Raw genomic sequence first — 23,634 nt, 5'->3', positions numbered from 1 at the left:
CCTTATAAAGATTATATAAGGAGTATGAGCCGATTCAGGTAATATATGTGTTTTGCCGCTTAGATACGTGTAAGTGTCTTTCCTAAATAGCCAAAAAGTACCGTCAGAATAGGACTCAGCAGACAGAAGAACGCAAAAGGCAGATACGCGAGCGTCGGCACATCCAGCGCCTGCGTAATGAATATTCCTGCGACACTCCAAGGTACGAGCGGATTGATGACTGTACCGGCATCTTCCATTACGCGGCTTAAGTTTTTATTGGCAAGACCTACTCTCTCGTAGGATGACTGGAATGCCTGGCCGGTTAATAAAATCGATAGATACTGTTCGCCAATCAGCACGTTAATGCCGATTGCGGTCAAGGCTGATGTCAAAATGACGGAAGAAACTTTGCGCAACAAGCTCTCGATTTTTGCGAGCAGGCATTGGACGATGCCGAGCGTGAAAAGCATACCGCCCATACTGAGTGCGAGCAGTACGAGTGAAATCGTGAACATCATGCCTTCCATACCTTTTCCCTTAGAAAGCAATTCATCCACAGCCTGAACACCTGTAGCTCCTTCATAGCCGCTGAATAAAATCGTCATTACTTCAGAAATGGAGTAGAACGTATGGAAGTAAGCTACTAGAATTGCCGCCAGCGAACTGATAGCGAGCGTCAAAATAGCTGGGACTTTCACGAACGTCAAGATAATCAACACTGCTACCGGAATCAGTGTGTACCAGTGAATCAGATTGGTGCCGGACAATGCGTTGCTGAACGTCTCGACTGTTTTGAAATCTCCCGCCGTTACGTCTGGAGAAAGCACACCAAACAGGATCAGCGAAATAAAGAAGGCAGGAATTGTTGTCCAGCCCATATTGCGAATATGTTCGAATAAATCAACGCCGACAATGGATGATGCCAGGTTCGTCGTGTCGGACAACGGAGACATTTTATCGCCGAAAAATGCACCCGATACAATAGCGCCTGCTGCAAGAGGCAGCGACAGTTCGAGAACATGCGCCATGCTAATGAATGCCACACCGATTGTGGCGACAGTTGTCAGTGAGCTGCCGACTGCGAGGCCGATAATGGCTGTGACGACAAAAACAATTGCATAGAAAAAGGCAGGCGTAATTAATTGAAGCCCTGCATAAATGATGGTCGGGATCGTTCCGCTCATCATCCAGCTGCTGACAAGAATACCGATGAAGAAAAACAGGAATACTGCACTCATTCCGGCACTCGCGCCATCGACTAATCCTTTTTCGAGCTGTTTGTATGTGAGCTTCTTCCATAATCCATACCCAAACAGCAGTAAAATGGCGAATAAAATCGGTACATGCGGTACAGAACCGAACTCGACGATACTGACACTGATCATAGCTACAATAAGAACCGTCAAAAACACTGAAGCTTTAACGGTAGGTGTATGAATTGCTTTAATGGGAAACATGCTGACTACCTCCAGTTGAGTTAAATAAAAAAACTCCCCCATCCCTGTTGTAACAGGGACGAAGAAGTTCTCCGCGATACCACCCTAATTGACAGCCATACTGACTGTCCTCTTCATTGCATGTGAAGGAAAATTGCTGGTGTAATTCATTTCATCCGTTGCCTGAACTTGCACTTACCGTTCAGTCTCTTTTTGCTGCCGCGAATGAAATTACTGAGTACAGCACTTCACTATATATAAGTTCTAATTAAGTTTACAGAAAGATATATCTTTTTGAATGTTACCATGTTCAGCAGATAAGTCAATAGCTGAATGAGCCGATTACTTCCAAGTTGAAAAGGGTAGAGCAGGAGAAAGCAAAAGAAAAGGAGTGGCAGCAAGTGAGAGAAATGAAACCAATGCCCAAGCTTGAAGGAAAAGATTATACCGCCAGCTTGATGAGAGAAGGGTATCAATTTTTGCCTAACCGTAGAAAAGGGCTGCAATCAGACGTGTTTGAGACGCACTTACTTGGAGAGAGGGTTATTACGCTGTCTGGTGAAAAGGCCGCTGAGTTGTTTTACGATATGGACAAATTTGTATGGTCTTTTCGGGACATGCGTTGATTCAGTACCCTGAAGAAGCGAAAAAGCTTTCATCCGGAAAAGAAAAAGAGCTGCAGGATTTCGTACAGGAAGTGCGCCGTGTGTATCCGTTCTTTCCGTTTAACGCTGCGCGTGTAAAAGAGGATTTCGAGTGGAATGGTTATGCATTTAAAAAAGACACACTTACGATTCTGGACTTTTATGGAACGAACCATGACCCAAAACTATGGAATAATCCAGATGTTTTTAATTCGTCAAGATTCAAGGATGAGCCGATTACGCCGTATAATCTAATCCCGCAGGGCGGCGGGGAGTATATTGAAAATCATCGCTGTGCAGGAGAATGGGTAATGCTCGAAGTCATGAAAGTCAGTCTGGATTACTTGAAGAATCGAATGACATTTGATGTACCGGAACAGGATTTAAGTTTCAGTCTGGTAGATATACCGAGCATCCCGAAAAGTGAAGTGATCTTGCAGAATATAAAACGTAAAAATTAATGAATGCTGAGTATCCTGGATTCCTGGCTTTTTTGTCAATCAAGTAAAAAAATGTTACTATTTGGTTAGATAGAGTAGTAGTTTGAGTGAAACAGTAAAGAAAGGAATGAATGCGTGTGACAACAACTGAAGAAACTGCTCCGCAGCCAAAAGAGAAGCGGAATCTGAAAGGGTTATGGATTGTATTGGCTTTTGCCGTACTTATTGTAATTGTTCTGCTTCCAAATCCTGCAGATCTTCCTGTGACAGGGCAGCGGGCATTGGCAATCTTAGCATTCGCAGTCATCCTGTGGGTGACAGAAGCTGTACCTTATCCAGTCAGTGCGGCGATGATTCTAGGGCTGGCTGCCGTCTTACTGGGACTGGCACCTATTATGGAAAACCCCGATGAAATGCTTGGAACAAAAGGGGCGCTGAAGATGGCGCTGACCGGGTTTTCAAGTCCTGCTGTAGCGCTTGTAGCCGCTGCTCTGTTCCTGGCGACCGCGATGCAGACAACCAATTTACATAAGCGACTGGCACTTTATATTTTATCAAAAGTCGGTGTGAAAACAGGTGCCATCATATTTGGATCAATTTTAGTATCCCTCGTACTGGCATTTTTTGTACCGAGTGCAACAGCAAGAGCCGGAGCGGTCGTGCCAATCCTACTGGGGATGGTGGCGGCATTCGGCTTGCCGACAAATAGCCGTCTGGGTGCGCTACTAGTCATTACAGCTGTGCAGTCTGTTTCTATCTGGAACGTCGGAATTAAGACGGGTGCCGCGCAGAACATGGTGGCTCTCGGCTTCATTGAAAAGGAGTTCGGTGTATCAGTCGCCTGGAGTTCATGGTTCTTATACGCTGCGCCTTGGTCAATCCTGATGTCCATCGCTTTGTACTTTATTATGAAAATGATCATCAAACCTGAAACAAAAGTGGTTGAAGGCGGCAAGGAATTAATTCAGAGCCAGTTAGGTAAACTGGGCAAAATGAAGCCTACCGAGCTTAGACTGATCATCGTGGCTCTTGCATTACTGTTCTTATGGGCGACAGAGGAAAAATTGCACCCGTTTGATACGACGACGGTGACCATTGTCGCCATCGCGATTCTTCTGACACCTAAAATTGGAGTATATGATTGGAAAACGGTGCAAAACATGATTCCGTGGGGAACAATCCTCGTGTTCGCAGTCGGTATTTCACTTGGAACGATCCTGCTTGATACAACAGGTGCACAGTGGCTGTCCGATAAAGTATTCGGCGCAATGGGCTTAGATAATATGCCGTTGCTGGCGACGATTGCCTTATTGTCGCTGTTTAATATTCTGATCCACTTAGGATTCGCGAGTGCGACGAGTTTGTCGTCCGCACTGATCCCGATTTTTATTGCGCTGACGACGACTATTTCTTTGGATGTCAATGAAGTCGGTTTCGTCTTGATTCAGCAATTCGTCATCAGTTTCGGATTCTTGCTTCCGGTAAGTGCGCCGCAAAACATGCTCGCTTACGGAACAGGCGCTTTTACGGTGAAGGATTTCCTGAAATCAGGTGTACCGCTGACAATTGTCGGCTACTTGCTGATCCTGCTTTTCAGTGCGACGTATTGGAAATGGATTGGATTGTTGTAAAGTGGACTGATGGAAAGTATTGGCGCGATGTGAAACCCGAATGCTGCGTGCAGTGAATGGTTTGGTGCTTTACCGCGACAGTACTGTTCGGCCGAAGCTGTTTTTTGTTCGTTTCGCCGCATCTTTGGAGCGCTCTGGTCAATCACATGAAAAAGCTGTGTTGGAAAAGTCTTTTGACTTTCTCCAGCACAGCCTTTTTTGTTATGACAGCGGGGATAGGGCGGTGGAACGGGCGGAGCAATCATCTCTTCAGGCGTTTCACCCCAGCTACTGCCGGCAATTACGGTTCCTTCAAAGGTGCCGAATCCGACTGCAGGTTTTTCTTTCCCGTATTGTTCCCCTATCATAACGATTTGGGCGTCGCCTGCTTCCTGCAGCAGCCGATCGAAAGCGGATGGATCATCCAGCGGAATGGATTGTTCACGAATTGCTGCTACTACCTTTCTGAACATGAAAAAACTCCTTTCCCGTTTTGCCCTTAGTATACCTAAGGTGAGTGCCGAGATAACGGCGGGGAAAGGAGTACAGTTTATGGTCTTGCCGTGCCGTCAATCGGAATCTCATCGTCTTCATCAGAGTCGTCAGCTATTTCCATGACTTCAGATTCAATCGACTTGCCGAGAACATAATACTCGGTTTCTTCTTGAGATAAGCTGTTGTATCGTTTTTGAATGATCATATAGAACGCAATACCAACCACTCCCCAAAGTAACAACAAAATGTAAGACGGTGTAGAAAGTGAAGCAGGAGATGTCGGTACGAGCAATAAGGCAAGAAACGCACCGCTCGCAATCATTCCCAGCAACGCAAGAAACTTTTTCATTGGAGCAATTTCGCGTCCCATCTTCTCCCGGCCCCAGGCCAGCACTTTATAGGCAGCTAGACAAGTGAAGAAGTAGGCAACGGAAACGCCTGTTGAAGACATATCGACAATCCAAGTCAATGCCTGTCGCCCGAACCAAGGTGTCGGCAGCGTAATGAATGCGACAAACCAAATACCCCATACCGGCGTCTGTTTTTCTTTCGTGATCTTCCGGAAGAAGTTTGGTAATGCACGTGCGCGAGCCATGGAAAACAGCAGACGGCTTGATGACATGAAAAATCCGTTCAGTCCTGTGAATATACCCATGACGATGGCGACGGCCATAACGGCAAGTCCACCCATTCCAAGTGCAGACCGGACAACTTCACCGGTAATCCACAAGTCCCCGCTGCCTACCGACATAGAAGGGAACGTCCAGCCTGTCAGTCCAATCATAATCGCGTAGATTAAGAAAGAAGTGAATAGAGAAGCGACAATAAGCATCGTAGCTTTTCGCGGCGAGAAGTTGAATTCTTCAGCAGCCTGAGGGACATTGTCAAATCCGACGTAAGCCCAAGGCGCAATGGCCAGAATGACGAGAATCGATGTCAGAATTGATTGATTGCCTTTAAAGAATGGCTGCAGATTGGTAAACGGCTGATCAGCGACGCCGTATGTAAAGACGCCGAGCAGTACAACACCTGCTACCAGCAATACACTAAAATAAAATTGAATTTGTCCAGAGACACTAGTCCCTGTCGTGTTAATGAGTGCGAACAGTAAAATGATTACACTGGCAATAATGACTTCCGGCAGATAGACATCCCAGCCGGCCACTGTATATAAAAAGCCTTGTTTCATGAAGCCTGGTGCCAGAAACTTCAACAATAATGTCAGTGCAGATGCGTTTAAGGCAACAATTGAGATATACCCAAGTGATAAGAACCAGCCGCAAATGAAGGCCCATATTTTACCTGCCGCGACAAAAGCATATGTAAATCCGCCTCCGGATACCGGAAACTTCTTAATCATAACTCCGTAGCTGGAGGCAATGATCATCATAATGAGAGCGCCTATGCCCAGTCCGATTACTGCTCCAAGCGGTCCGGAATCACGAATCCAGTCTCCAGGCAGTATGAAAGCGCCCCAGCCCACTGACGAACCGAGTGCGATCGCAAACACCCAAGACGGTTTTAATGTTTTATTCAGTTTCCTTCGTACATTCTCAGATTCTTGTTCCATATGTATGCAGCCCCTAGTTAGTAGTATAGCGATTGTCTGCCCGTTTCTATTCAAGTTCAAACTTCCAAATATGATTCTGTTATTCCAAACATGTATATTCATAAACGGCGTGGTCCCGGTTTCTCGACTTTGCAGGAGATCTGAAATAGGTGTGAGTTTGAAGTTTGAACCCGTTTCGGCGCTGGTGGATTGCCTTTCGCTGTAAGCCAGCTGGCAAGGTGCGTGCATCACTGCCTTAATTCTGCAATGGCCGACCCCGCAGTTGCGCCTCGCTGGTGTGGGGGATGGGCATCGTGTTACTTTAGGTAGAGTATGATCCTTTCCCTTACCAGCGTAAAAGATAAAAAATCCTAGTATGGAACGGGGATGAAAAGCTCAACATGTTGACAGAGTCTCTTCAATCTTCTATGATTCTAATCAACAAATACTTATTCGAATAGTGGGGTTTGAAATATGAAAAAATTACTATTTCCATTTCTATTGATTTTACTAGCAGCTGCATTGGTTGCTTGCGGTACGAAAGATGGAGATAAGTCCAATAGTTCCAATGGTAAACCGACAGAAGAGTCGTCAGGCGATACGGCTGCAAAAAATGGTTTGCTGGATGAAGTGTTGGAAAAAGGTGTGCTGAATGTAGGAACTGAAGGAACGTATGCCCCATTCTCTTTCCATGATGAATCGGGAAAATTAACAGGTTATGATGTGGAAGTGACTGAAGAGGTTGCTACGCGTTTAGGGGTAGAAGCCAAATTTTTTGAAACACAGTGGGATGCGATCTTCGCCGGCTTGGATGCGAAACGCTTTGATGTGATTGCCAACCAGGTCGGAATCAATGACAAGCACAAGTCGAAATACGAGTTCTCACAGCCCTACACACGCTCTCATTCCGTATTGGTCGTTCGTTCAGAAGATGATATTGCTTTTGATGGAATGAAAGGGAAGAAAGCTGCCCAGACATTGACAAGTAATTATGGTGAGTTAGCAAAATCAAAAGGTGCGGAAATCATCAAAGTAGACAGTTTTAATCAGGCGGTCGATTTGGTTATCTCGAAACGGGCGGATGGCACGTACAATGATAAAATTTCAGCTCTTGACTTCTTGAAACAAAAACCGGATGCGCCGATTCAAATTGTGGAAGAGGAAAATATATCAGCTGAAAATGAATCAGAAAACGCATTTTTATTCAGACAAGGAAATGAAGATCTAATAAATGAAGTGAATCAAGCATTAGATGCGATGCGTGAAGATGGTACGTTAAAAGAGATCTCCGAAAAATGGTTCGGCGAAGATGTATCTTAATAGTGTTTTCTTGAGCCCCGACCGGATACAAAGACTTCAGGAAATCGCATCGACATCCATCGGGCCTTTAATTGAAGGGGCTATTAAGTTCACCATACCTTTGGCGCTCATCACATTCATCATCGGTCTCGTTATTGCGATATTTACGGCTCTGGCACGAATTTCTTCCAGTAAGGTGTTACGGGGAATTGCGAGGATATATGTCTCCATCATTCGTGGAACTCCACTGTTGGTACAATTATTTATTATCTTCTATGGACTGCCTACAATGGGGATTGTTATAGATCCTTTCCCTTCGGCCGTCATAGGATTTTCATTGAACGTAGGGGCTTATGCTTCTGAAATCATTCGGGCAGCTATTTTGTCCATCCCGAAAGGTCAATGGGAAGCGGCCTATTCAATCGGCATGAATTATTCCCAGGCTCTGCGTAGGATTGTGCTGCCTCAAGCTGCACGAGTCTCTGTTCCGCCACTGTCGAATTCCTTTATCGGTTTGGTGAAGGATACTTCATTGGCAGCAACGATCTTAGTGGCGGAGACGTTTAGACGAGCACAGGAAATTGCGTCAATGAATTATGAATTTTTATTCGTCTACAGTATGGCAGCACTCGTCTATTGGGTGATCAGTTTCATTCTTTCGATCATACAAGGCAGAATTGAAGTGCGGCTCGATCGGTTCGTTGGCAAGTCAGGAGGGCTCTCATGATTTCGATACAAGGATTGAAAAAGTCATTTGGACCATTGGAAGTTATTAAAAATGCAGATTTGAATATCGAGCAAGGAAAAGTGGTTGTGATCATCGGGCCTTCCGGATCAGGAAAATCTACTTTATTGCGGTGTCTCAATGTATTGGAAACTCCGGACAGCGGAATGATCTCCATTGACGGTCAGCAATTGGATTTCAACCAGCGGGTTTCTAAAAAAGCAGTTGGTGCATTTCGCCAGCTAACAGGCATGGTATTTCAAAGTTATAATCTGTTCCCGCACTTAACAGCAAAAGGAAACGTTACGGAAGGGTTGACGACAGTCAAAGGCGTATCCAAAAAAGATGCGGATGAAATTGCGGAACGGCTGTTGGCAAAAGTAGGATTGGCGGATCATATGGATAAATATCCACATCAGCTGTCGGGTGGTCAGGAGCAGCGTGTAGCGATTGCACGGGCTCTTGCGATGGACCCGAAAGTCATGCTTTTTGATGAACCGACATCGGCATTAGATCCTGAGTTAGTCATTGAAGTGTTACGTGTCATGAAGGACTTGGCGCAGGAAGGGATGACGATGGCAGTCGTGACACATGAAATGCGTTTTGCGCAAGAAGTGGCGGATGAAGTCATTTTCATTGATGGCGGAGTCATTGTGGAAAGAGGTGCGCCTGCACAAATTTTCACAAATCCGCAGCATGAGAGAACGAAGAAGTTTTTGAGTTTATTACAGTGACAGTAAAAAATGCTTGGCGGAGATTCATCCGACCGAGCATTTTTTTATTTCTAAAAGCTCAAGGTAGCATAGGTGGATGCCAGCGATAAGTCTCGAGTGCAATGCGCCCATGTGCGTCAAATTGAACACCTTCAGATTCTAAACGCTGCCGTTGTGTTTCCCCTTTGAGTTGTGCATTCTCAGGAGTGGAAATACCGCCCTTAGCATTGATAATCCGGTGCCACGGCAGCTCATATTTTGCACTCATCGAATGGAGCACGCGGGTCACTTGCCGGGCGCCGCGGGGGTTGCCTGCTTCAGCTGCCACCTGCCCATACGTCATGACGTAACCGGGAGGAATCTGTCGGATGACCTGTACTGCGCGTTCTGTAAATGTCTCCATTTTGTATCCTCTCCTTTTTTACAAAGCGTAGCACGGAACAGCAGGGAAGTCACATTGACTGTAAGCGCTTTTATAACTCTCTAATTATGCTATTATTTAACTACAGACAGAAAGGAGAATGTATATGAACTCCCATACACTTGCGTACGCAAAAACACTTGATGAAAAGGATCGGCTGGCTTCATACCGAGATGAATTTTATTTGCTGGAAAACAAAATTTACATGGATGGAAATTCACTTGGACTGTTGTCAAAGCGGGCAGAAAAGACCTTATTGCAACTGCTTGATTCATGGAAAACCCTTGGAATTGACGGCTGGACGGAAGGTGAACATCCGTGGTTTTATATGGCGGAGCAGCTGGGTGAACGCATGGCGCCACTGGTTGGCGGGAAGAAGGGGGAAATAATCGCGACAGGTTCGACGACATCGAATTTGCATCAGCTGGCAGCGACATTTTACCGGCCTTCAGGCAAGAGAACTAAAATACTCGCGGATGAATTGAACTTTCCTTCGGATATTTATGCGCTGAAAAGCCAGATACGGCTACACGGTCTTGATCCCGAAGAACAGCTGATTCGCGTAAAGAGTGATGATGGACTGACACTTCGTGAAGAACGAATTATTGACGCGATGACAGAAGAAGTGGCGCTGATCGTACTGCCTGCCGTTCTCTATCGCAGCGGACAGATACTGGATATGCAGATGCTCGCGAAAGTAGCGAATGAAAAAGGCATCGCGATCGGCTTTGATCTGTGTCACTCCATCGGATCGATTCCGCATGAACTACATGACTGGGGTGCTGATTTTGCGTTTTGGTGTACATATAAACATCTGAACGGCGGACCGGGTTCTGTTGGCGGACTGTTCATCAATGAACGCCATTTCGGCAAAGAAGCCGGCCTTGCCGGATGGTTTGGATCGGATAAGTCAAAGCAGTTTGATATGGATCATACGATGACAGCTGCAACTGACGCCGGTGCATACCAAATCGGTACGCCGCATGTGCTGAGTGCGGCACCTTTGATTGGTTCATTGGAAATGTTTGAAGAAATCGGTATAGAGAAGGTCCGTGAAAAATCACTAGGGCTTACACAGTTCATGCTGGACTGTATAGATGAAGAATTAAAAGACTTTTCATTTAGCATCGGCAATCCGACAGATACTTCGCGCGGCGGGCATTTGCTACTGCAGCATGAAGAGGCGGCGAGGATTTGCCAGGCACTGAAAGCGGCGGGTGTGATTCCGGACTTCAGAACACCGGACGGTATCCGGTTGGCGCCGGTTGCGCTGTACAATTCATTTGAAGATGTATGGCAGACGGTGCAGATTCTGAAACGCATCATGACCGATGAAACGTATAAACACTTTAAGAATGAACGGGGTGTGGTCGCATGACGAATGAATGGATTGATATTACACAGCCGCTGTCCAGTAAAATTGCAGAGTGGCCCGGAGATACGCCGTTTTCTTATGAAGTGGCAGTTTCAAAGGAGCAGTCGGGTTCTGTCAATATCGGAAAACTGACGATGAGCACGCATATCGGAACGCATACCGACGCGCCGTTTCATTATGACAATGAAGGAAAGCGTATTTTGGAATTGCCGATTGATCTCTATATCGGCCGTGCCTGCCTCGTCGATGTGACAGGTTTGAAATGTGTAACGAGAGCGGATCTGGAGGCAATAGATTTTGAGGGGGCGGAGCGTGTTTTATTAAAGACAGGCAGTCATCCGTCATCTGAAATGTTTCCTGAAAACTACACAGTGATCGGTGAAGATGTAGGACCGTTATTGAAAGAACGTGGCGTACGTCTGATTGGTACCGATGCACCTTCAGTTGACGCAGAAGACAGCAAAGAGCTGCTTGGACATCATTCGCTGTACCGCAATGATGTGATCATTATCGAAAATTTAGTACTGCAGACACTGGAGCCCGGTCAGTATGAGCTGATTGCGCTGCCGCTCGCGCTGAAAGAAGCAGACGGCAGTCCCGTGCGAGCAGTAATCAGGAGGTGGCAGGCATGACCGAAAAAGGAATTCATACGGACTTTCGCGAGTCGATGACGTATGGCGAGTATTTAGATCTGGACAAGATGCTGTCGAGCCAGAATCGGCTGTCAGGGCATCATGACGAGATGCTGTTTATTATCATTCATCAGGTCAGTGAGCTGTGGATGAAGCTGATTTTGCATGAATTGCAGACGGCGATTGATTCAATTGAAGAAGATGAACTGCCGGAAGCATTTAAAATGCTGGCACGTGTTTCGAAAGTACAGGCACAGATTATTCAGGCATGGGATGTACTGGCTACGATGACGCCTGCTGAATATATGGAATTCCGTGACAGCCTGGGTCGGGCATCAGGCTTCCAATCGTATCAGAACCGCCTGATTGAGTTTGCGCTCGGCTATAAGCAGCCGCAGATTATTAAGATTTACGAGAAAGATCCTGCGCTGTCGGAAATGCTTGAAAAGGCTTATCATGCACCGGGAATTTATGATGTGGCCATTCAGGCTCTGTCCCGTGCGGGCTTCCCAATTAATCCGGAATTGCTGAATCGTGATTTCTCCGTCACCTATGAAGGAGATGAAAGTGTGGCGGATGCCTGGCTGGAAGTGTACCGAGATGTTGACCGCTATTGGGATTTGTATCAGTTGGCAGAAAAATTGGTGGACATTGAAGACAGCCATCAGCAATGGAGATTCCGCCATATGAAAACGGTCGAACGAATTATTGGATTCAAGACAGGAACTGGCGGATCGTCAGGCGTAAACTACTTAAAATCCGTGCTCGATCACCGCTTCTTTCCGGAGTTATGGGATGTCCGTACTAAAATTTGACAGTCTGGCAATCTAGCTATTATGATTATATTTAGAATAATAAGATAAGGTAGGTGTGGTTTTGAAAAACAGGAGAATCAGTCATTTATTGCTGGCATTTGCTTTGTTGCTGCAGCTGGCTGTATTGCCTTTGCAGACTGCTGCCGCAGAGCCGGACAAGTCACCGACATGGATAGCGCCTATTAATTATTTAGCACTTGGGGATTCATTGGCATTCGGAATTAATTCGGATGGAAAACCGGGTAAAGGGTATGCGGACTTTTTAACGGAAGAACTGATGAAACAGGAAGTTCTTCAAACGAGTAATAAAGGATTTTCGTATCCCGGTTATACGTCAGGTAACGTGCTGAAAGACTTACAGACCAACGTGACAAAGCCAGTTCTCGGCACAGGGGCTCAAGACAGTACGGCAACTCTCCATCAGTCAATTCAGGAAGCCAACCTGATTACATTGAGCGCAGGAGCGAATGACATTCTCCCTTATTTCAAGATTGATGAAAAGACCGGGAAGCCGTCGTTCAATCTGGAAGAAATTCAAGCTGCTCTGATGCAGACAGGAAAAAACACGCAGCAGATTTTAGCAAAAATTTATGAATTGAATCCAAAAGCACAGGTGTATGTAATGGGATATTATAATTCCTTCCCGCAGCTGCCTGTAGAATTCCAGCCGCAGATAGCACAGCTGGTAGCAGGACTGAATGGTGTGATTCAAAGTGGAATGCAGGGTACGCCTGCTCATTTCGTGAAAACAGACGAACTGATTGCTAAAGACTTTCCCACGTATGTCCCAAATCCCGCTAATATTCATTTGAGTGAAGCGGGTTACCGGGTGGTTGCAGATGCTTTCCGTGAAGCGCTGACCGCTAACTATCCATGGTATGCCAAAGATACACTGACTGCAGAAAAGAGAGATGATTCCACAGTCGTTTTAAATTGGAAGCCTGTCTTGGATACAGGAATGATTATGACATATAAAGTATATAATGGCGATAAAATGGTCGGAGAAGTCATGAGTCCGGTACTGACTTATGAAATCACAGATCTCCTGCCGAACCAAGAATACAAATTTACTGTTGAAGCAATAGATCAGTACGGCAAGAAGAGCGTGCACAACTTGTCGACAGTGTATATGCTTGCGAAAGAGCATGCAGAGCCTTCTGTTATGTTTACGGATATTCAGGACAGCTGGGCCAAGGATTTCATTGAAGCAGCTGCGATGAAGGGCATCATGGGCGGTTATCAGGATCATACCTTCCGTCCGGGTAAATCATTGACGCGTGCACAGGCAACTTCTGTCGTCGTACGTGCTTTAGAGCTAAAGCCGAAAAGCAACAGTATGAAGTTTGATGATGTAGCATACTACGCAGACAGTACAAAGGCGGATATTCAGGCTGCACATGATTATGGTTTAATGAAAGGCGTGAACGGACACTTTATGCCGAATAAGCCGATCACCCGTGCACAGCTTGCTTTATTGCTCAGCCGTGCGTACGAGACTGCAAAAGGAACACCTTATAAACCCGCAGCAGCTGCACCTTTCAAAGATATCCAGAATTTCTCGAAGGATACTCAGTGGGCAATCGCAGGTTTATATGAAATGAACATTGCAGCAGGGGACAAAGGAAACTTCATGCCGAATGATCCGACTACCCGTGCACATGCAGCAAAAATGATTATTCAGTCGATGAAAGCAATAGGACAGTAAAAAGAATAAAGAAGGACTTGGGGAAAAATTTTCCACAGTCCTTCTTTTTTATGAAGCAAATTTCTTCGGCGGTGTTTTTTTGTCAACTACTGCTGCTCCGACAATATCACCCATTACGTTGGATGCAGTGCCTGCCATGCCGATTAATGCATCAACGCCAGCAATGAGCGCTACAATCTCAAGAGGAAGATTGAAAAGTGTCAGTACGGCAGCCAGTGTAACTAATCCGGCAGCGGGAACACCTGCGGTACCGATGGACAGCAGTGTACCGATCGCTACAATAACGAAGAAATCAGTCGGTGATAAGTTTAAATTCGTGATATTTGCTGCGAAAACGATGGAAATGCCCATTCGCAGCGCTCCGCCATCGGAATTAAACACAGCACCTAAAGGCAAAGCAAAGTTTGCTGTATTTTCCGATACACCCGCTTTTTTAGCGGATTCAATTGCAATCGGCAACGTAGCGATACTGCTTGAAGTAAAGAATGCCGTTGTATAAGCATCTTTCGTATTGCGGTAAAATGCCAGTACAGGATTACCGAACAGTTTCAGGAATCCGCTGTATACAAACAGCCAGAGAATGATGACACCGAGATAAAAGACTCCGACAAATGACAGCAGCCCAACAAACGTTTGCCAGCCTTGTTCTCCAAAAGCTGTGGCACTGATAGCAAAGATACCTATCGGTGCGTACAGCAACACTCCGGACAGAATTTTATAGAACATGGTATTGAGTGCATTAAAGAAACGATCGAGTAAATCGCCCATTTCGGTAAGCTTAGCATCTGTAGAGAATTTCATAGAAGAAGTCGCCATGCCGATAATGACTGCAACAAACAGAATCGCCATCAGATCTCCGGTTGTAAAAGCTTCGAAAATATTTTTAGGGACAATTTGCAGTAAGATTTCCGAAAATCCGGGTGCGTGCGGGGGCTCGACAACTGCATCGGTCGGCAATGACAGATGTTTGCCGGGTTTTAGCCAGAGTGCCAGTGATAGTCCAATTAATACCGCAGAGGCTGTCGTAGCCATGTAGTATAACAGTAGTTTTCCGCCCATTTTACCAAGCTGCACTAGATTCATTTGATTGACTGCCAGCACAACGGTTAAAAAGATGACAGGAATTGCGATTAAACTTAATAAGTTCAATAATAATGTTCCGAAAGGCTTTAAGAAGCCTGTATAATCACTGAAAAAGATTCCAAGTAAAGTTCCGGCAATAAAACCAATTGTGATTTTGACAATGAACGGCGTGTTCTTATACTTAGTCCAAATGGGATTCACTCTCCTAATAGTCTTGATCTTTGCAATGAGTCTGCTCAACGAAAGAACATTACATTATTTTATCATATCAAGTTGTTTGTACCAAAGTTTGTATACTATACGTCCGTCCTGGTTTGGACAGGCGAGTAAAGCGCATTGATTTGACGGAAATCGGGCATCATACAGTAGAAATGATAATGGCGCAGTTGAAAACGATGTATAGCGAAATATTGAACGGAGTATCTGGCGAGGATATGGACGAGGGCTTTTAGCATTGAGTATATGTTGTGCAGGTATGTTCTTCTTTGTTAAGAAAACTGCTGCAGTCATGCCTAAAAAGGAAATTCAATCTTCTATTGAAAAATCTGGCAAAGAAGACAGAACGAAGCCCCTGCAGCAGCTGAAGAAAAGTTACAAAAAGACACTGCAAATCTGCAGTGTCTTTTATAATGCCGTCAGCTGATTGCGGCCGTTCTTTTTAGAGGCGTATTGGGCCTCGTCTGCGCGTACATAAATGTGACTGGCTTTGTCGCCTTCTTGGAAGTGTGTTATACCTATGCTGACAGTGATAGCTGTGCTGCTCCACTCGGACTTCTCTAGATAGACTCGAAGGTTTTCCGCTTTTTTGCAATTGTTCTGGTGATCAGGGTCATCAAAGATCACAGCGAATTCTTCTCCGCCAATCCGTGCAACGAGGTCGGGTGCGTTAATGACTTGTTCCAGTTTGCGGGCAAGCTCCTTTAGCACATCGTCACCTGCCAGATGACCGTACGTATCGTTAACACATTTAAAATGGTCAATATCAAACAATAAAAGGGAAAATGAGCGTGTGCTGAAGTGTTCAGCGCGGTCAATCGCTGCATCCAAACTTCTGTGGAAGACCCGCCGGTTATAAAGACCGGTCAGTTCATCGCGTGTAGCCAATTCCTGCAGTTCTCCGTTCAGTTCCAGCAGCTGTTTTTGTTTACTTTCGACTTCTTGCAATAAGTTAAGCAGCTTGTTGTATGCAACATCCGTCTGTTTTTGGATTCGTTCCGCAACTTTTTTTGACTGCAGCAGCTGACTTTCATATTCGTCGCGCACCTTAATTTGAATGATGATTCCTTCAAACCGACCATTGCGTTCATTGACGTTCATCAGGACGGGAAGCGGACGTTTATTTACTTTGAAATTCAGATACATTTCCTGGATTTCTCCATGAACAGACATGGCAGGCACATAGTACGTCTGAAAATATATTTTGGAAGGGACGGTTAGAACATCATGCATATGCCGAGGCATTTCATCAATTTGCAATATATTTTTCATCGTTTGATTCATATCGATAAATTCCCAATCGCTCGATAAGACGAAATAACCGCAAGGCAAAACGTTCAGTTGTTCATCCAATTATTATGCGCCCCTGTCCTCAGTGATAAAACGCTTAATTTCTTCGGTTGTTTCTTCAGGATGACTGATATGCGGGTTATGTCCTTTTGCTTTCATGATGACGAGTTCGCTGTCAGGAATACGTTTTTGCATATATTCGCCCACTTCAACAGGAGCAATTGCATCCTCAATAGTTTGCAAAATTAGCGTTTCAGCAGGTACGCTTGACAGTTCTGCCCGGAAGTCAGATGTGAATGTGGCTTCAGCAAATTGACGTGCTATCGTAGGATCATTCGTATACAGCATATGCTCGAAATCTTCGGAAAGATGCGGACGGTCTTCGTTCATCATGGCAATAGGAGCCAAATACTTCGCCCACTCTTTATAATTCATTTCCATCATATCAAGCAGTTCGTCGATATCTTCACGATCGAATCCGCCGTGATAATCAGGTTCATTGATATAATGCGGGGATGGTCCGATCATGATGAGCTTTTTCATTAAGTCAGGACGCTGGATGGAAGCGAGTGCACCGATCATGCCGCTGACAGAGTGTCCAACATACAAGATGCTATGCAAATCCAGCGCATCACAAACCTCAATGACGTCCTGCGCATAGCCGTGCAGAGTGTTATACCGTTCGGTAGAATAAGCAAGTTTATCGCTGCTGCCGGAACCCACATAATCAAACAGCACAACCCGGTACTCTTTCTCAAATGAAGGCGTGATATTTTTCCAGACTGTTTGATCGCAGCCAAAGCCGTGCGCAAATACGATTGTTTTCTCGCCCGAACCGATGATGTGAACGTTGTTGCGCTTGATAACATCGTTTGTCATAGACACAAATCCTTTCTAAATTGAAAAAGTAAACTAGTCTCATTGTAGCATGTGAATAGAGGCTATTTACAGAATAAAGGGTTAAAGGAAAAATCGTGCATGAGTTTTCAGCTCATGCACGATCAGAATTAATTCGTATAGTTGTCGAAATAGCCTTGAATGAACACAATCGGTGTTCCTTTGTCGCCGCTACCTGAAGTTAAGTCAGATAAAGAGCCGATTAGATCTGTCAGCTTACGCGGAGTGGTACCTTGTGAAGCCATAGAACCCATTAAATCTGTATCTTTCTTCTCGATATATTCGGAAACAGCCTTTTTCAATTCATCTCCGCGTAAATCAGAGAAGTCATTATCCGCCAAATACTTCAATTTTACTTCATTCGGAATTCCGTCAAGACCGTCTGTGTAAGCCGGGGAGACAACCGGGTCTGCCAGTTCCCAAATCTTACCAACCGGATCCTTGAACGCACCGTCGCCGTAAATCATGACTTCGATATGTTTGCCGGTTTCTTTTTTCAGCATTTCCTGAATTTGATCCACGACTGGCTGACAGTTGTGAGGGAACAACTTGATGCTGTCCTCTTGTGCTTTGTTGGCACCCAGCAAACCAAATTGTTCATTGAAGCCGCTGCCGTCGATGGAATGTGTAAGGATATCATCCAAGCTGTAGATCTTTTCAGCGCCGTTTGCCTCAAGAATTCGCTTAGTTCTGAAGCATGTATGAATATCGCATGTCAAAACTGTTTTTGTATAGTCTAAAATGGTTCTTGCATTATTGGAGAAAATGACTTCGTGCTCAACACCGAATTCGTCCATTAATGATTTATAGTATTCAATATAATCTACACCGGTAAACGGATGTTTGTTATCGCCGAAATGCCCACGGAATTCAGTTTCCGTCAAGACATCGGTCCAAGGATTGACACCTTTTTCATCGAGACGGTCCAGCTCCACTAAATGATTGCCGACCTCATCGGAAGGATAGCTGAGCATCAAAACAATCTTCTTAGAACCCTTTGCAATTCCGCGCAGAATATTTCCAAAACGATTTCGGCTCAGTATAGGAAAAATGACACCAATCGTATCGTCACCAAATTTTTCTTCGATGTCTGTTGCAATATTACCGATCGTAGCGTAATTACCTTGCGCTCGCGCTACGATTGATTCTGTAATGGAGACAACATCTTTATCTTGAAATACTATATTTTCAACTCTGGAAGCTTCCAACACACTGTCTACTACGATTTGCTCAATATTATCGCCTTCATTGATGATCGGACAACGCAACCCTCTGACAACGGTACCTACTACTCTTTCCAAATGAATCGCTCCTTAGTGAAACTCAATTTGATCACTCTTCTTTGTATTATAACGTGTGTTCATGGTATAAGTAAAATTAATATATTGAATAGGGGATATAAGGGGTAGTTATATGTCGATCAATCTTGAATGGTATAAAGTCTTCCGTACAGTCGTTCGAAATGAAAGTTTTTCCAAAGCGGCGCGTCAGCTGTTCATGTCGCAGCCAGCAGTCAGCCAAATCATCTCCCAGCTGGAACGCGAATTGGACACGCGCTTGTTTAATAGGACGTCAAAAGGTGTGTATTTGACAGAAGAAGGATCATTGTTGTTTGAATATGTGAATTCGGCACTGAATTTAATCGACGCAGGCAATGAAAAATTGCAGGAAATGAAGAATCTGTCCGTGGGCGAACTGAAAATTGGAGTCGGCGATACGATCTCCCGTTATTATTTATTGCCCTTCTTAGAAGCATTCCATACCAATTATCCAAGTATTCGTTTTAAAATTATTAACGGAACGACTTTGGAGCTTATTGCGGCGCTTAAATCGGGCGAAGCAGATATCGCAGTCTGTAATTTTCCCGTAGAAGATGAAGCGCTTGAAAAACGGGTATGTTTTGAAGTACAGGACACGTTCGTTTATGGTGAACGCTTTAAGAAGCTGTTTTTGAAACCCGTACCTTGGCAGGAGCTGACGAAACTGCCGCTGATTCTGCTGGAATCAAAGTCGAATTCCCGCCAATATGTAGAGGATTTCCTGTTGGATAAAGGTGTGAAAATCCACGCGGAATTTGAATTGGGGTCACATGAACTGCTGCTGGAGTTTGCGCAGATTAACTTTGGCATCGCCTGTGTGGTGAAGGAGTTTTCGACAGACTACCTGGACCGCGGTTTGCTGCATGAAGTGGAGTTTCTTGAACAGATTCCGAAACGCAGCATCGGTGTGTGTCATTTAAAAGATGTGTCACTGTCGCCGGCGGCATCGAAGTTTATTGAGATATTGGGCAGATCGTAGGCTAGATGATCATGAAAGTCCTGCAGGCGCTCATAGATGTCCGTCCGCCGCTCAAATCCAATCCGTGTGCGCTCATAGCAACCGGTCAAACGCTCATACCGCGTCTGTCGATGCTCATAGCAGCTCGAAACGTGCTCCTACACTTACAAAAAGCCTTGCAGGAGCAAAATTCTCCCACAAGGCTCATTTTAATCAGCTATAAATATCTCGGTCCCAGAAGCGGTGCGCTGCAACAGCTTCTGTCCATTTCTGTCCGTCGTCTGAAATCGTCAAGTCAGTCAGGATACCCGGTCCCGGCTTCACTTTTGTTTGATCTAGTAACGCTTTGGTACCTGGCGCAGCGCCGATCGGTTTAAAGTGCATATACGCTTCATTGACGAAATCAGCCAGGTCAGCTTCGAACTTCTTCTGTTGCTGTGCCTGTCCGCCCGCGATATACAATGCATCATACAGAACCGAATGCATCGTCAGGAATGTCTCATCCACTTCAACGGTCGCTCCGTTTTTACCGGTAAGTTTGCCGAATGTCTCACTGACAATATCAATTGACATGCCAGCGTCCAATGAAGCTTTTAAAAATGGCTCTAGCGCTGAGTCGTCAAATTGATCTGCAATGAGTACCGCTACTTTGCGGGTATCCGGTAGTTTTGCTTTCTTTTCCTGGCTCAGTGCAGGGGAAGACTTCGTTACATCGGACTGCTTGGCATTTTTCGGGGCTTCTACACCGACTGCTTTTGCCACCTGCGTCATCATGTCAATATCAACATTTGCAAACATATCGACGACCTGCTGCCTCACATTCATATCTTTTACTTTACCCACTTCAAAACTGAAGGCATCGATAATATGCTGTTTTTCGGGATCCGTCATACTGTTCCAGAATAAACGCGCCTGTGAGAAGTGGTCTTTGAATGAATCGCTACGGGCCTGGACTTTTCGGCCCTCCACTTTCTCCTGATAGTGTACATAGCCGCCGTCTTCTTCAGAAGAGGTATCGGGCTTATTATTTGCAAGTGAATTGTTATGGTAGTGTACTTGTCCAACATTAATCGTCTGTCTACCATAGCCGTCTCGCTGGTTGTTATGGAACGGGCAGACAGGGCGGTTAATCGGCAGTTCATGGAAGTTTGGACCACCGAGACGGATCAACTGGGTATCTGTATAGGAGAACAATCTTCCCTGCAGCAGCGGGTCATTGGAGAAGTCGATTCCAGGAACTACGCTTCCCGGATGAAACGCAACTTGCTCCATTTCCGCAAAAACATTATCGACGTTACGGTTCAACGTCATTTTCCCGATAATCTTAACGGGAATATCTTCTTCTGGCCAAATTTTCGTTGGATCCAGGATGTCGAAGTCAAACTTGAACTCATCCTTTTCTTCGAGCAGCTGAACGCCCAGTTCGAATTCCACAAAGTCTCCATTTTCAATCGCTTCCCACAAATCACGGCGGTGGTAATCAGGATCTTTCCCGCTGATTTTCTGCGCTTCATCCCAAACTAGTGAATGAACACCAAGTTTCGGCTTCCAATGAAACTTCACAAAATGCGCTTCACCCTGTTCGTTAACGAATCGATAGGTGTGAACGCCGAATCCTTCCATCATCCGAAAGCTGCGGGGAATCGCCCGGTCAGACATATGCCACATGATCATGTGCGCAGACTCCTGGTTATTCGCAACGAAATCCCAGAACGTATCATGTGCTGAAGCAGCCTGTGGCATTTCATTATGCGGCTCGGGTTTGACGGCATGCACGAGGTCCGGGAATTTGATGGCGTCCTGAATGAAGAAAACAGGCATATTGTTGCCGACCAGATCATAGTTGCCTTCATCTGTATAGAATTTCACTGCAAAACCGCGCACGTCGCGTACCGTTTCGGCTGAGCCCTTGCTTCCTGCCACTGTAGAAAAACGTGTGAATACAGGCGTCTTGGAACCCGGCTCCTGCAGGAATCCCGCTTTCGTATACTTTTTCATTGATTCATATAACTCGAACTCACCATGAGCCGCATATCCGCGTGCGTGAACGACGCGCTCGGGTATCCGTTCATGGTCAAAATGCGTCATCTTCTCGCGGAAATGAAAGTCTTCCATCAGTGTTGGTCCGCGTGTGCCGGCTTTTAACGAATGCTCGTCCTCAGACACCTTCAGTCCTTGATTCGTTGTCATCGGGTTTTCATTGTCATGGGCCCGGAACGTTTCCAGTTGCTTATCTTTGCTATGTTCATTTACTTGGCGGTCATTTTTCATAGTAAATCCTCCCTCGTAAAATAGTTGTCTGTGCATCTATTCCCGAATATAAGAGGAGTAAACGACTGTCAGATCCTTCCTGAACGCACAATGGAAAACAGCAGATAGGCAAACATCAGTGCAGCAATAATCGAACCGACTTCGATCAGCGGAAGACGGAAAAACATAGCTGTTTGTCCGGCAATCGCAGACCCGACAACGAGGCCGACCATTAATATACTGAAAGCAAGCAGTACGATACTGAAAGACAGCCTGTTGGCAATTTTGTCAAAGCGCCGGAAAATAACAGTTGTATCTTTCAGACCAATATCCAAATCCACTTTGCCTTTTTCAATTGTCTTAATCGCTCTTTTGATATCTGTTGGAAGTTCAGCGGCAATTTCAGCGTTCTTTGCGATCGTATGCCAGCTGTTCTCCAGCAGACGGCGCGGATCGAACTGCTTCAGGAACACTTTTTTGCTGTAGGGTTCGATAGCTTTCATGATGCTTAATGAAGGATCAAGTCTACCGATTACTCCTTCCAGCGTGATGATGACTTTTGATAGGATTGCCATTTCGCTTGGAAGTCGGATGCGATGGCGGTATGCGATGGCGAAAATCTCCATAAAGACATCACTGAGTTGTAAGTCTGTTAAAGAGGTTTCATAGTATTTTCTTTCGATTAACTGTAAATCACGATAAAGAGCGTCGGTGTTGGTCTCTTCATCCAAGATGTCCATGGCTGAAAAGACATCAATCATCCGCTCGATGTTTCCTTTTTGCAATGCCAACATGAGAGAAATGAAGTGATAGGTCATGTCTTTGCTCAGTTGTCCGATCATTCCAAAGTCAATAAAATAAATAGTATTGCCAGGCGTAATGAAGATGTTGCCTGGATGAGGATCGCCATGGAAAAATCCGTGCTCCATCACTTGAGACAGCATGGAGTCAGCTATGCGCTGTGCCAGAATCTCCCGGTCGTAGCCTTCTTCATCGAGCTGTTTAGTATTACTCACTTTTATTCCGGTAATCAGTTCGGTTGTCAACAAAACACGTGTAGAATACTCATCGTACACACGGGGCACCTGAATTTCAGAAGTCTTTTCGAACTGACGGCCAATCCTTTCTGCATTGCGTGCTTCAAGTTGATAATCCAGCTCTTCCCGCAATGAATGAGAGAACTCATAAATTAGATCTCGCAGACGATAAGCTTTCGCCCAGCCCATATTCTTTTCCAAAAAGCCGGCTAAATCATGCAAAATGGCCAGGTCCGTTTCTACTTGCTGCTGGATATTCGGCCGCTGAATTTTTACCGCCACTAAATCCCCACTGATTAGGCGGGCTTTATGTACTTGACCGATAGAGGCAGAAGCGAGCGGCTCTTCATCAAATTCCTGAAATAACTCTTCTAAAGTGCCTTCCAGCTGATTTTCAACAATACTGCGCACTTCTTCAAAAGGAAAAGCGACTACATGATCCTGCAGTTTTTCCAGTTCTTCCGCGATCTCTTCCGGCACTAAATCCCGGCGACCGCTGGCAATTTGACCGAGCTTCACAAAAGTAGGTCCTAGCTGTTCCAAAGCCGTTCGTAATTTCTTGCCTACATGATATAAATTCAAATCTGCTGCTTCATCTGTGGTAGAAAATTTTCGGTCGGTCAGTCCCAGACGGAACAAGATATGACTGAAGCCATTTCTTAAAAATACATTTATGATTTCTTGAGAACGCTGTGCATTCCTCATCTTCCGTTTCAACATGCAGGTCACCTCCGTGAACTATCC

22 protein-coding genes are annotated in these 23,634 nt (G+C 45.2%); 12 read left to right on the top strand and 10 right to left on the bottom strand.

Annotated features, from left to right (window positions below; translation table 11 throughout):
* Window positions 1-59: 59 nt before the first annotated feature.
* Window positions 60-1,439, bottom strand: a complete 1,380-nt coding sequence (gene nhaC, locus Q1J64_RS16165) for a Na+/H+ antiporter NhaC (RefSeq protein ID WP_301110153.1) — start codon at window positions 1,437-1,439, stop codon at window positions 60-62.
* 380 nt (window positions 1,440-1,819) lie between these two features.
* On the opposite strand from nhaC, the gene Q1J64_RS16755 reads away from it, so the two are divergent.
* From Q1J64_RS16755 to Q1J64_RS16155, 3 genes are all read left to right on the top strand, one after another.
* A complete protein-coding gene (locus Q1J64_RS16755) occupies window positions 1,820-2,044 on the top strand; it encodes a hypothetical protein (protein WP_367183366.1) in 225 nt (74 codons plus the stop codon).
* Window positions 2,020-2,523: a cytochrome P450 gene (locus tag Q1J64_RS16160; protein ID WP_367183365.1), complete on the top strand. Its 504-nt coding sequence runs from the start codon at window positions 2,020-2,022 to the stop codon at window positions 2,521-2,523. The genes Q1J64_RS16755 and Q1J64_RS16160 overlap by 25 nt, the downstream gene beginning before the upstream one ends.
* Before the next feature lie 116 nt (window positions 2,524-2,639).
* Window positions 2,640-4,133, top strand: a complete 1,494-nt coding sequence (locus tag Q1J64_RS16155) for a DASS family sodium-coupled anion symporter (protein WP_301110152.1) — start codon at window positions 2,640-2,642, stop codon at window positions 4,131-4,133.
* Here the strand turns inward: Q1J64_RS16155 and Q1J64_RS16150 are convergent.
* Both Q1J64_RS16150 and Q1J64_RS16145 read right to left on the bottom strand, forming a co-directional pair.
* Complete coding sequence (locus Q1J64_RS16150) at window positions 4,076-4,585, bottom strand: hypothetical protein (RefSeq protein ID WP_301110151.1); 510 nt, start codon at window positions 4,583-4,585, stop codon at window positions 4,076-4,078. The two genes, Q1J64_RS16155 and Q1J64_RS16150, sit on opposite strands and share 58 nt — an antisense overlap.
* 77 nt (window positions 4,586-4,662) lie before the next feature.
* Window positions 4,663-6,177 carry an APC family permease gene (locus Q1J64_RS16145; protein WP_301110149.1) on the bottom strand — a complete coding sequence of 505 codons (1,515 nt, stop codon included), beginning with the start codon at window positions 6,175-6,177 and terminating at the stop codon, window positions 4,663-4,665.
* Window positions 6,178-6,630: 453 nt separating this feature from the next.
* On the opposite strand from Q1J64_RS16145, the gene Q1J64_RS16140 reads away from it, so the two are divergent.
* From Q1J64_RS16140 to Q1J64_RS16130, 3 genes are read left to right on the top strand one after another with little or no spacing between them, the layout of a single operon-like run.
* Window positions 6,631-7,476 carry an amino acid ABC transporter substrate-binding protein gene (locus Q1J64_RS16140; protein ID WP_301110148.1) on the top strand — a complete coding sequence of 282 codons (846 nt, stop codon included), beginning with the start codon at window positions 6,631-6,633 and terminating at the stop codon, window positions 7,474-7,476.
* Entirely contained in the window at window positions 7,466-8,182 is a 717-nt protein-coding gene (locus tag Q1J64_RS16135; RefSeq protein WP_301110147.1) for an amino acid ABC transporter permease, read from the top strand. Before Q1J64_RS16140 ends, Q1J64_RS16135 begins: the two co-directional genes overlap by 11 nt.
* The gene (locus tag Q1J64_RS16130; RefSeq protein ID WP_301110146.1) at window positions 8,179-8,913 is read left to right on the top strand and encodes an amino acid ABC transporter ATP-binding protein; all 735 of its coding nucleotides are present in this window, start codon (window positions 8,179-8,181) and stop codon (window positions 8,911-8,913) included. The genes Q1J64_RS16135 and Q1J64_RS16130 overlap by 4 nt, the downstream gene beginning before the upstream one ends.
* Before the next feature lie 58 nt (window positions 8,914-8,971).
* Here Q1J64_RS16130 and Q1J64_RS16125 read toward each other — a convergent pair whose 3' ends face one another.
* The gene (locus Q1J64_RS16125) at window positions 8,972-9,295 is read right to left on the bottom strand and encodes an MGMT family protein (protein WP_301110145.1); all 324 of its coding nucleotides are present in this window, start codon (window positions 9,293-9,295) and stop codon (window positions 8,972-8,974) included.
* 124 nt (window positions 9,296-9,419) lie between these two features.
* On the opposite strand from Q1J64_RS16125, the gene kynU reads away from it, so the two are divergent.
* From kynU to Q1J64_RS16105, 4 genes are all read left to right on the top strand, one after another.
* Complete coding sequence (gene kynU / locus Q1J64_RS16120) at window positions 9,420-10,691, top strand: kynureninase (protein WP_301110144.1); 1,272 nt, start codon at window positions 9,420-9,422, stop codon at window positions 10,689-10,691.
* Window positions 10,688-11,320 carry an arylformamidase gene (gene kynB, locus Q1J64_RS16115; protein WP_301110143.1) on the top strand — a complete coding sequence of 211 codons (633 nt, stop codon included), beginning with the start codon at window positions 10,688-10,690 and terminating at the stop codon, window positions 11,318-11,320. Before kynU ends, kynB begins: the two co-directional genes overlap by 4 nt.
* Window positions 11,317-12,135 (top strand): tryptophan 2,3-dioxygenase, encoded by an 819-nt coding sequence (gene kynA / locus Q1J64_RS16110; protein ID WP_301110141.1) that lies wholly within the window; start codon window positions 11,317-11,319, stop codon window positions 12,133-12,135. Before kynB ends, kynA begins: the two co-directional genes overlap by 4 nt.
* Window positions 12,136-12,196: 61 nt before the next feature.
* Window positions 12,197-13,840, top strand: coding sequence for an S-layer homology domain-containing protein (locus tag Q1J64_RS16105; RefSeq protein ID WP_301110140.1), 1,644 nt, complete (start codon window positions 12,197-12,199; stop codon window positions 13,838-13,840).
* A 48-nt stretch (window positions 13,841-13,888) separates the two neighbouring features.
* On the opposite strand, the gene Q1J64_RS16100 is transcribed toward Q1J64_RS16105, so the two are convergent.
* Entirely contained in the window at window positions 13,889-15,124 is a 1,236-nt protein-coding gene (locus Q1J64_RS16100; RefSeq protein WP_301110139.1) for a dicarboxylate/amino acid:cation symporter, read from the bottom strand.
* 253 nt (window positions 15,125-15,377) lie between these two features.
* On the opposite strand from Q1J64_RS16100, the gene Q1J64_RS16095 reads away from it, so the two are divergent.
* Window positions 15,378-15,566 carry a hypothetical protein gene (locus Q1J64_RS16095; RefSeq protein ID WP_301110138.1) on the top strand — a complete coding sequence of 63 codons (189 nt, stop codon included), beginning with the start codon at window positions 15,378-15,380 and terminating at the stop codon, window positions 15,564-15,566.
* Here the strand turns inward: Q1J64_RS16095 and Q1J64_RS16090 are convergent.
* The 3 genes from Q1J64_RS16090 to Q1J64_RS16080 all read right to left on the bottom strand — a co-directional run bounded on the left by Q1J64_RS16090 (window position 15,548) and on the right by Q1J64_RS16080 (window position 18,627).
* Entirely contained in the window at window positions 15,548-16,492 is a 945-nt protein-coding gene (locus Q1J64_RS16090) for a GGDEF domain-containing protein (protein WP_301110137.1), read from the bottom strand. The two genes, Q1J64_RS16095 and Q1J64_RS16090, sit on opposite strands and share 19 nt — an antisense overlap.
* Window positions 16,493-16,495: 3 nt before the next feature.
* Window positions 16,496-17,308, bottom strand: coding sequence for an alpha/beta fold hydrolase (locus tag Q1J64_RS16085; RefSeq protein WP_301110136.1), 813 nt, complete (start codon window positions 17,306-17,308; stop codon window positions 16,496-16,498).
* A 128-nt stretch (window positions 17,309-17,436) separates the two neighbouring features.
* Entirely contained in the window at window positions 17,437-18,627 is a 1,191-nt protein-coding gene (locus tag Q1J64_RS16080; protein WP_301110135.1) for a coenzyme F420-0:L-glutamate ligase, read from the bottom strand.
* A 112-nt stretch (window positions 18,628-18,739) separates the two neighbouring features.
* Here Q1J64_RS16080 and Q1J64_RS16075 point away from each other — a divergent pair, with 112 nt between their 5' ends.
* Entirely contained in the window at window positions 18,740-19,624 is an 885-nt protein-coding gene (locus Q1J64_RS16075) for a LysR family transcriptional regulator (protein WP_301110134.1), read from the top strand.
* 192 nt (window positions 19,625-19,816) lie between these two features.
* On the opposite strand, the gene Q1J64_RS16070 is transcribed toward Q1J64_RS16075, so the two are convergent.
* Together Q1J64_RS16070 and Q1J64_RS16065 are read right to left on the bottom strand one after the other, a co-directional pair.
* Window positions 19,817-21,874 carry a catalase gene (locus tag Q1J64_RS16070; protein ID WP_301110132.1) on the bottom strand — a complete coding sequence of 686 codons (2,058 nt, stop codon included), beginning with the start codon at window positions 21,872-21,874 and terminating at the stop codon, window positions 19,817-19,819.
* A 68-nt stretch (window positions 21,875-21,942) separates the two neighbouring features.
* Entirely contained in the window at window positions 21,943-23,610 is a 1,668-nt protein-coding gene (locus Q1J64_RS16065) for an ABC1 kinase family protein (protein WP_301110131.1), read from the bottom strand.
* Between the last annotated feature and the right edge of the window lie 24 nt (window positions 23,611-23,634).

Origin of the sequence: Sporosarcina sp. (assembly GCF_029257255.1) — a bacterium.
GTDB lineage: Bacteria > Bacillota > Bacilli > Bacillales_A > Planococcaceae > Sporosarcina.
The sequence above is the reverse complement of the archived record's forward strand: the minus strand, read 5'-3'. Positions and strand labels throughout refer to the sequence as shown.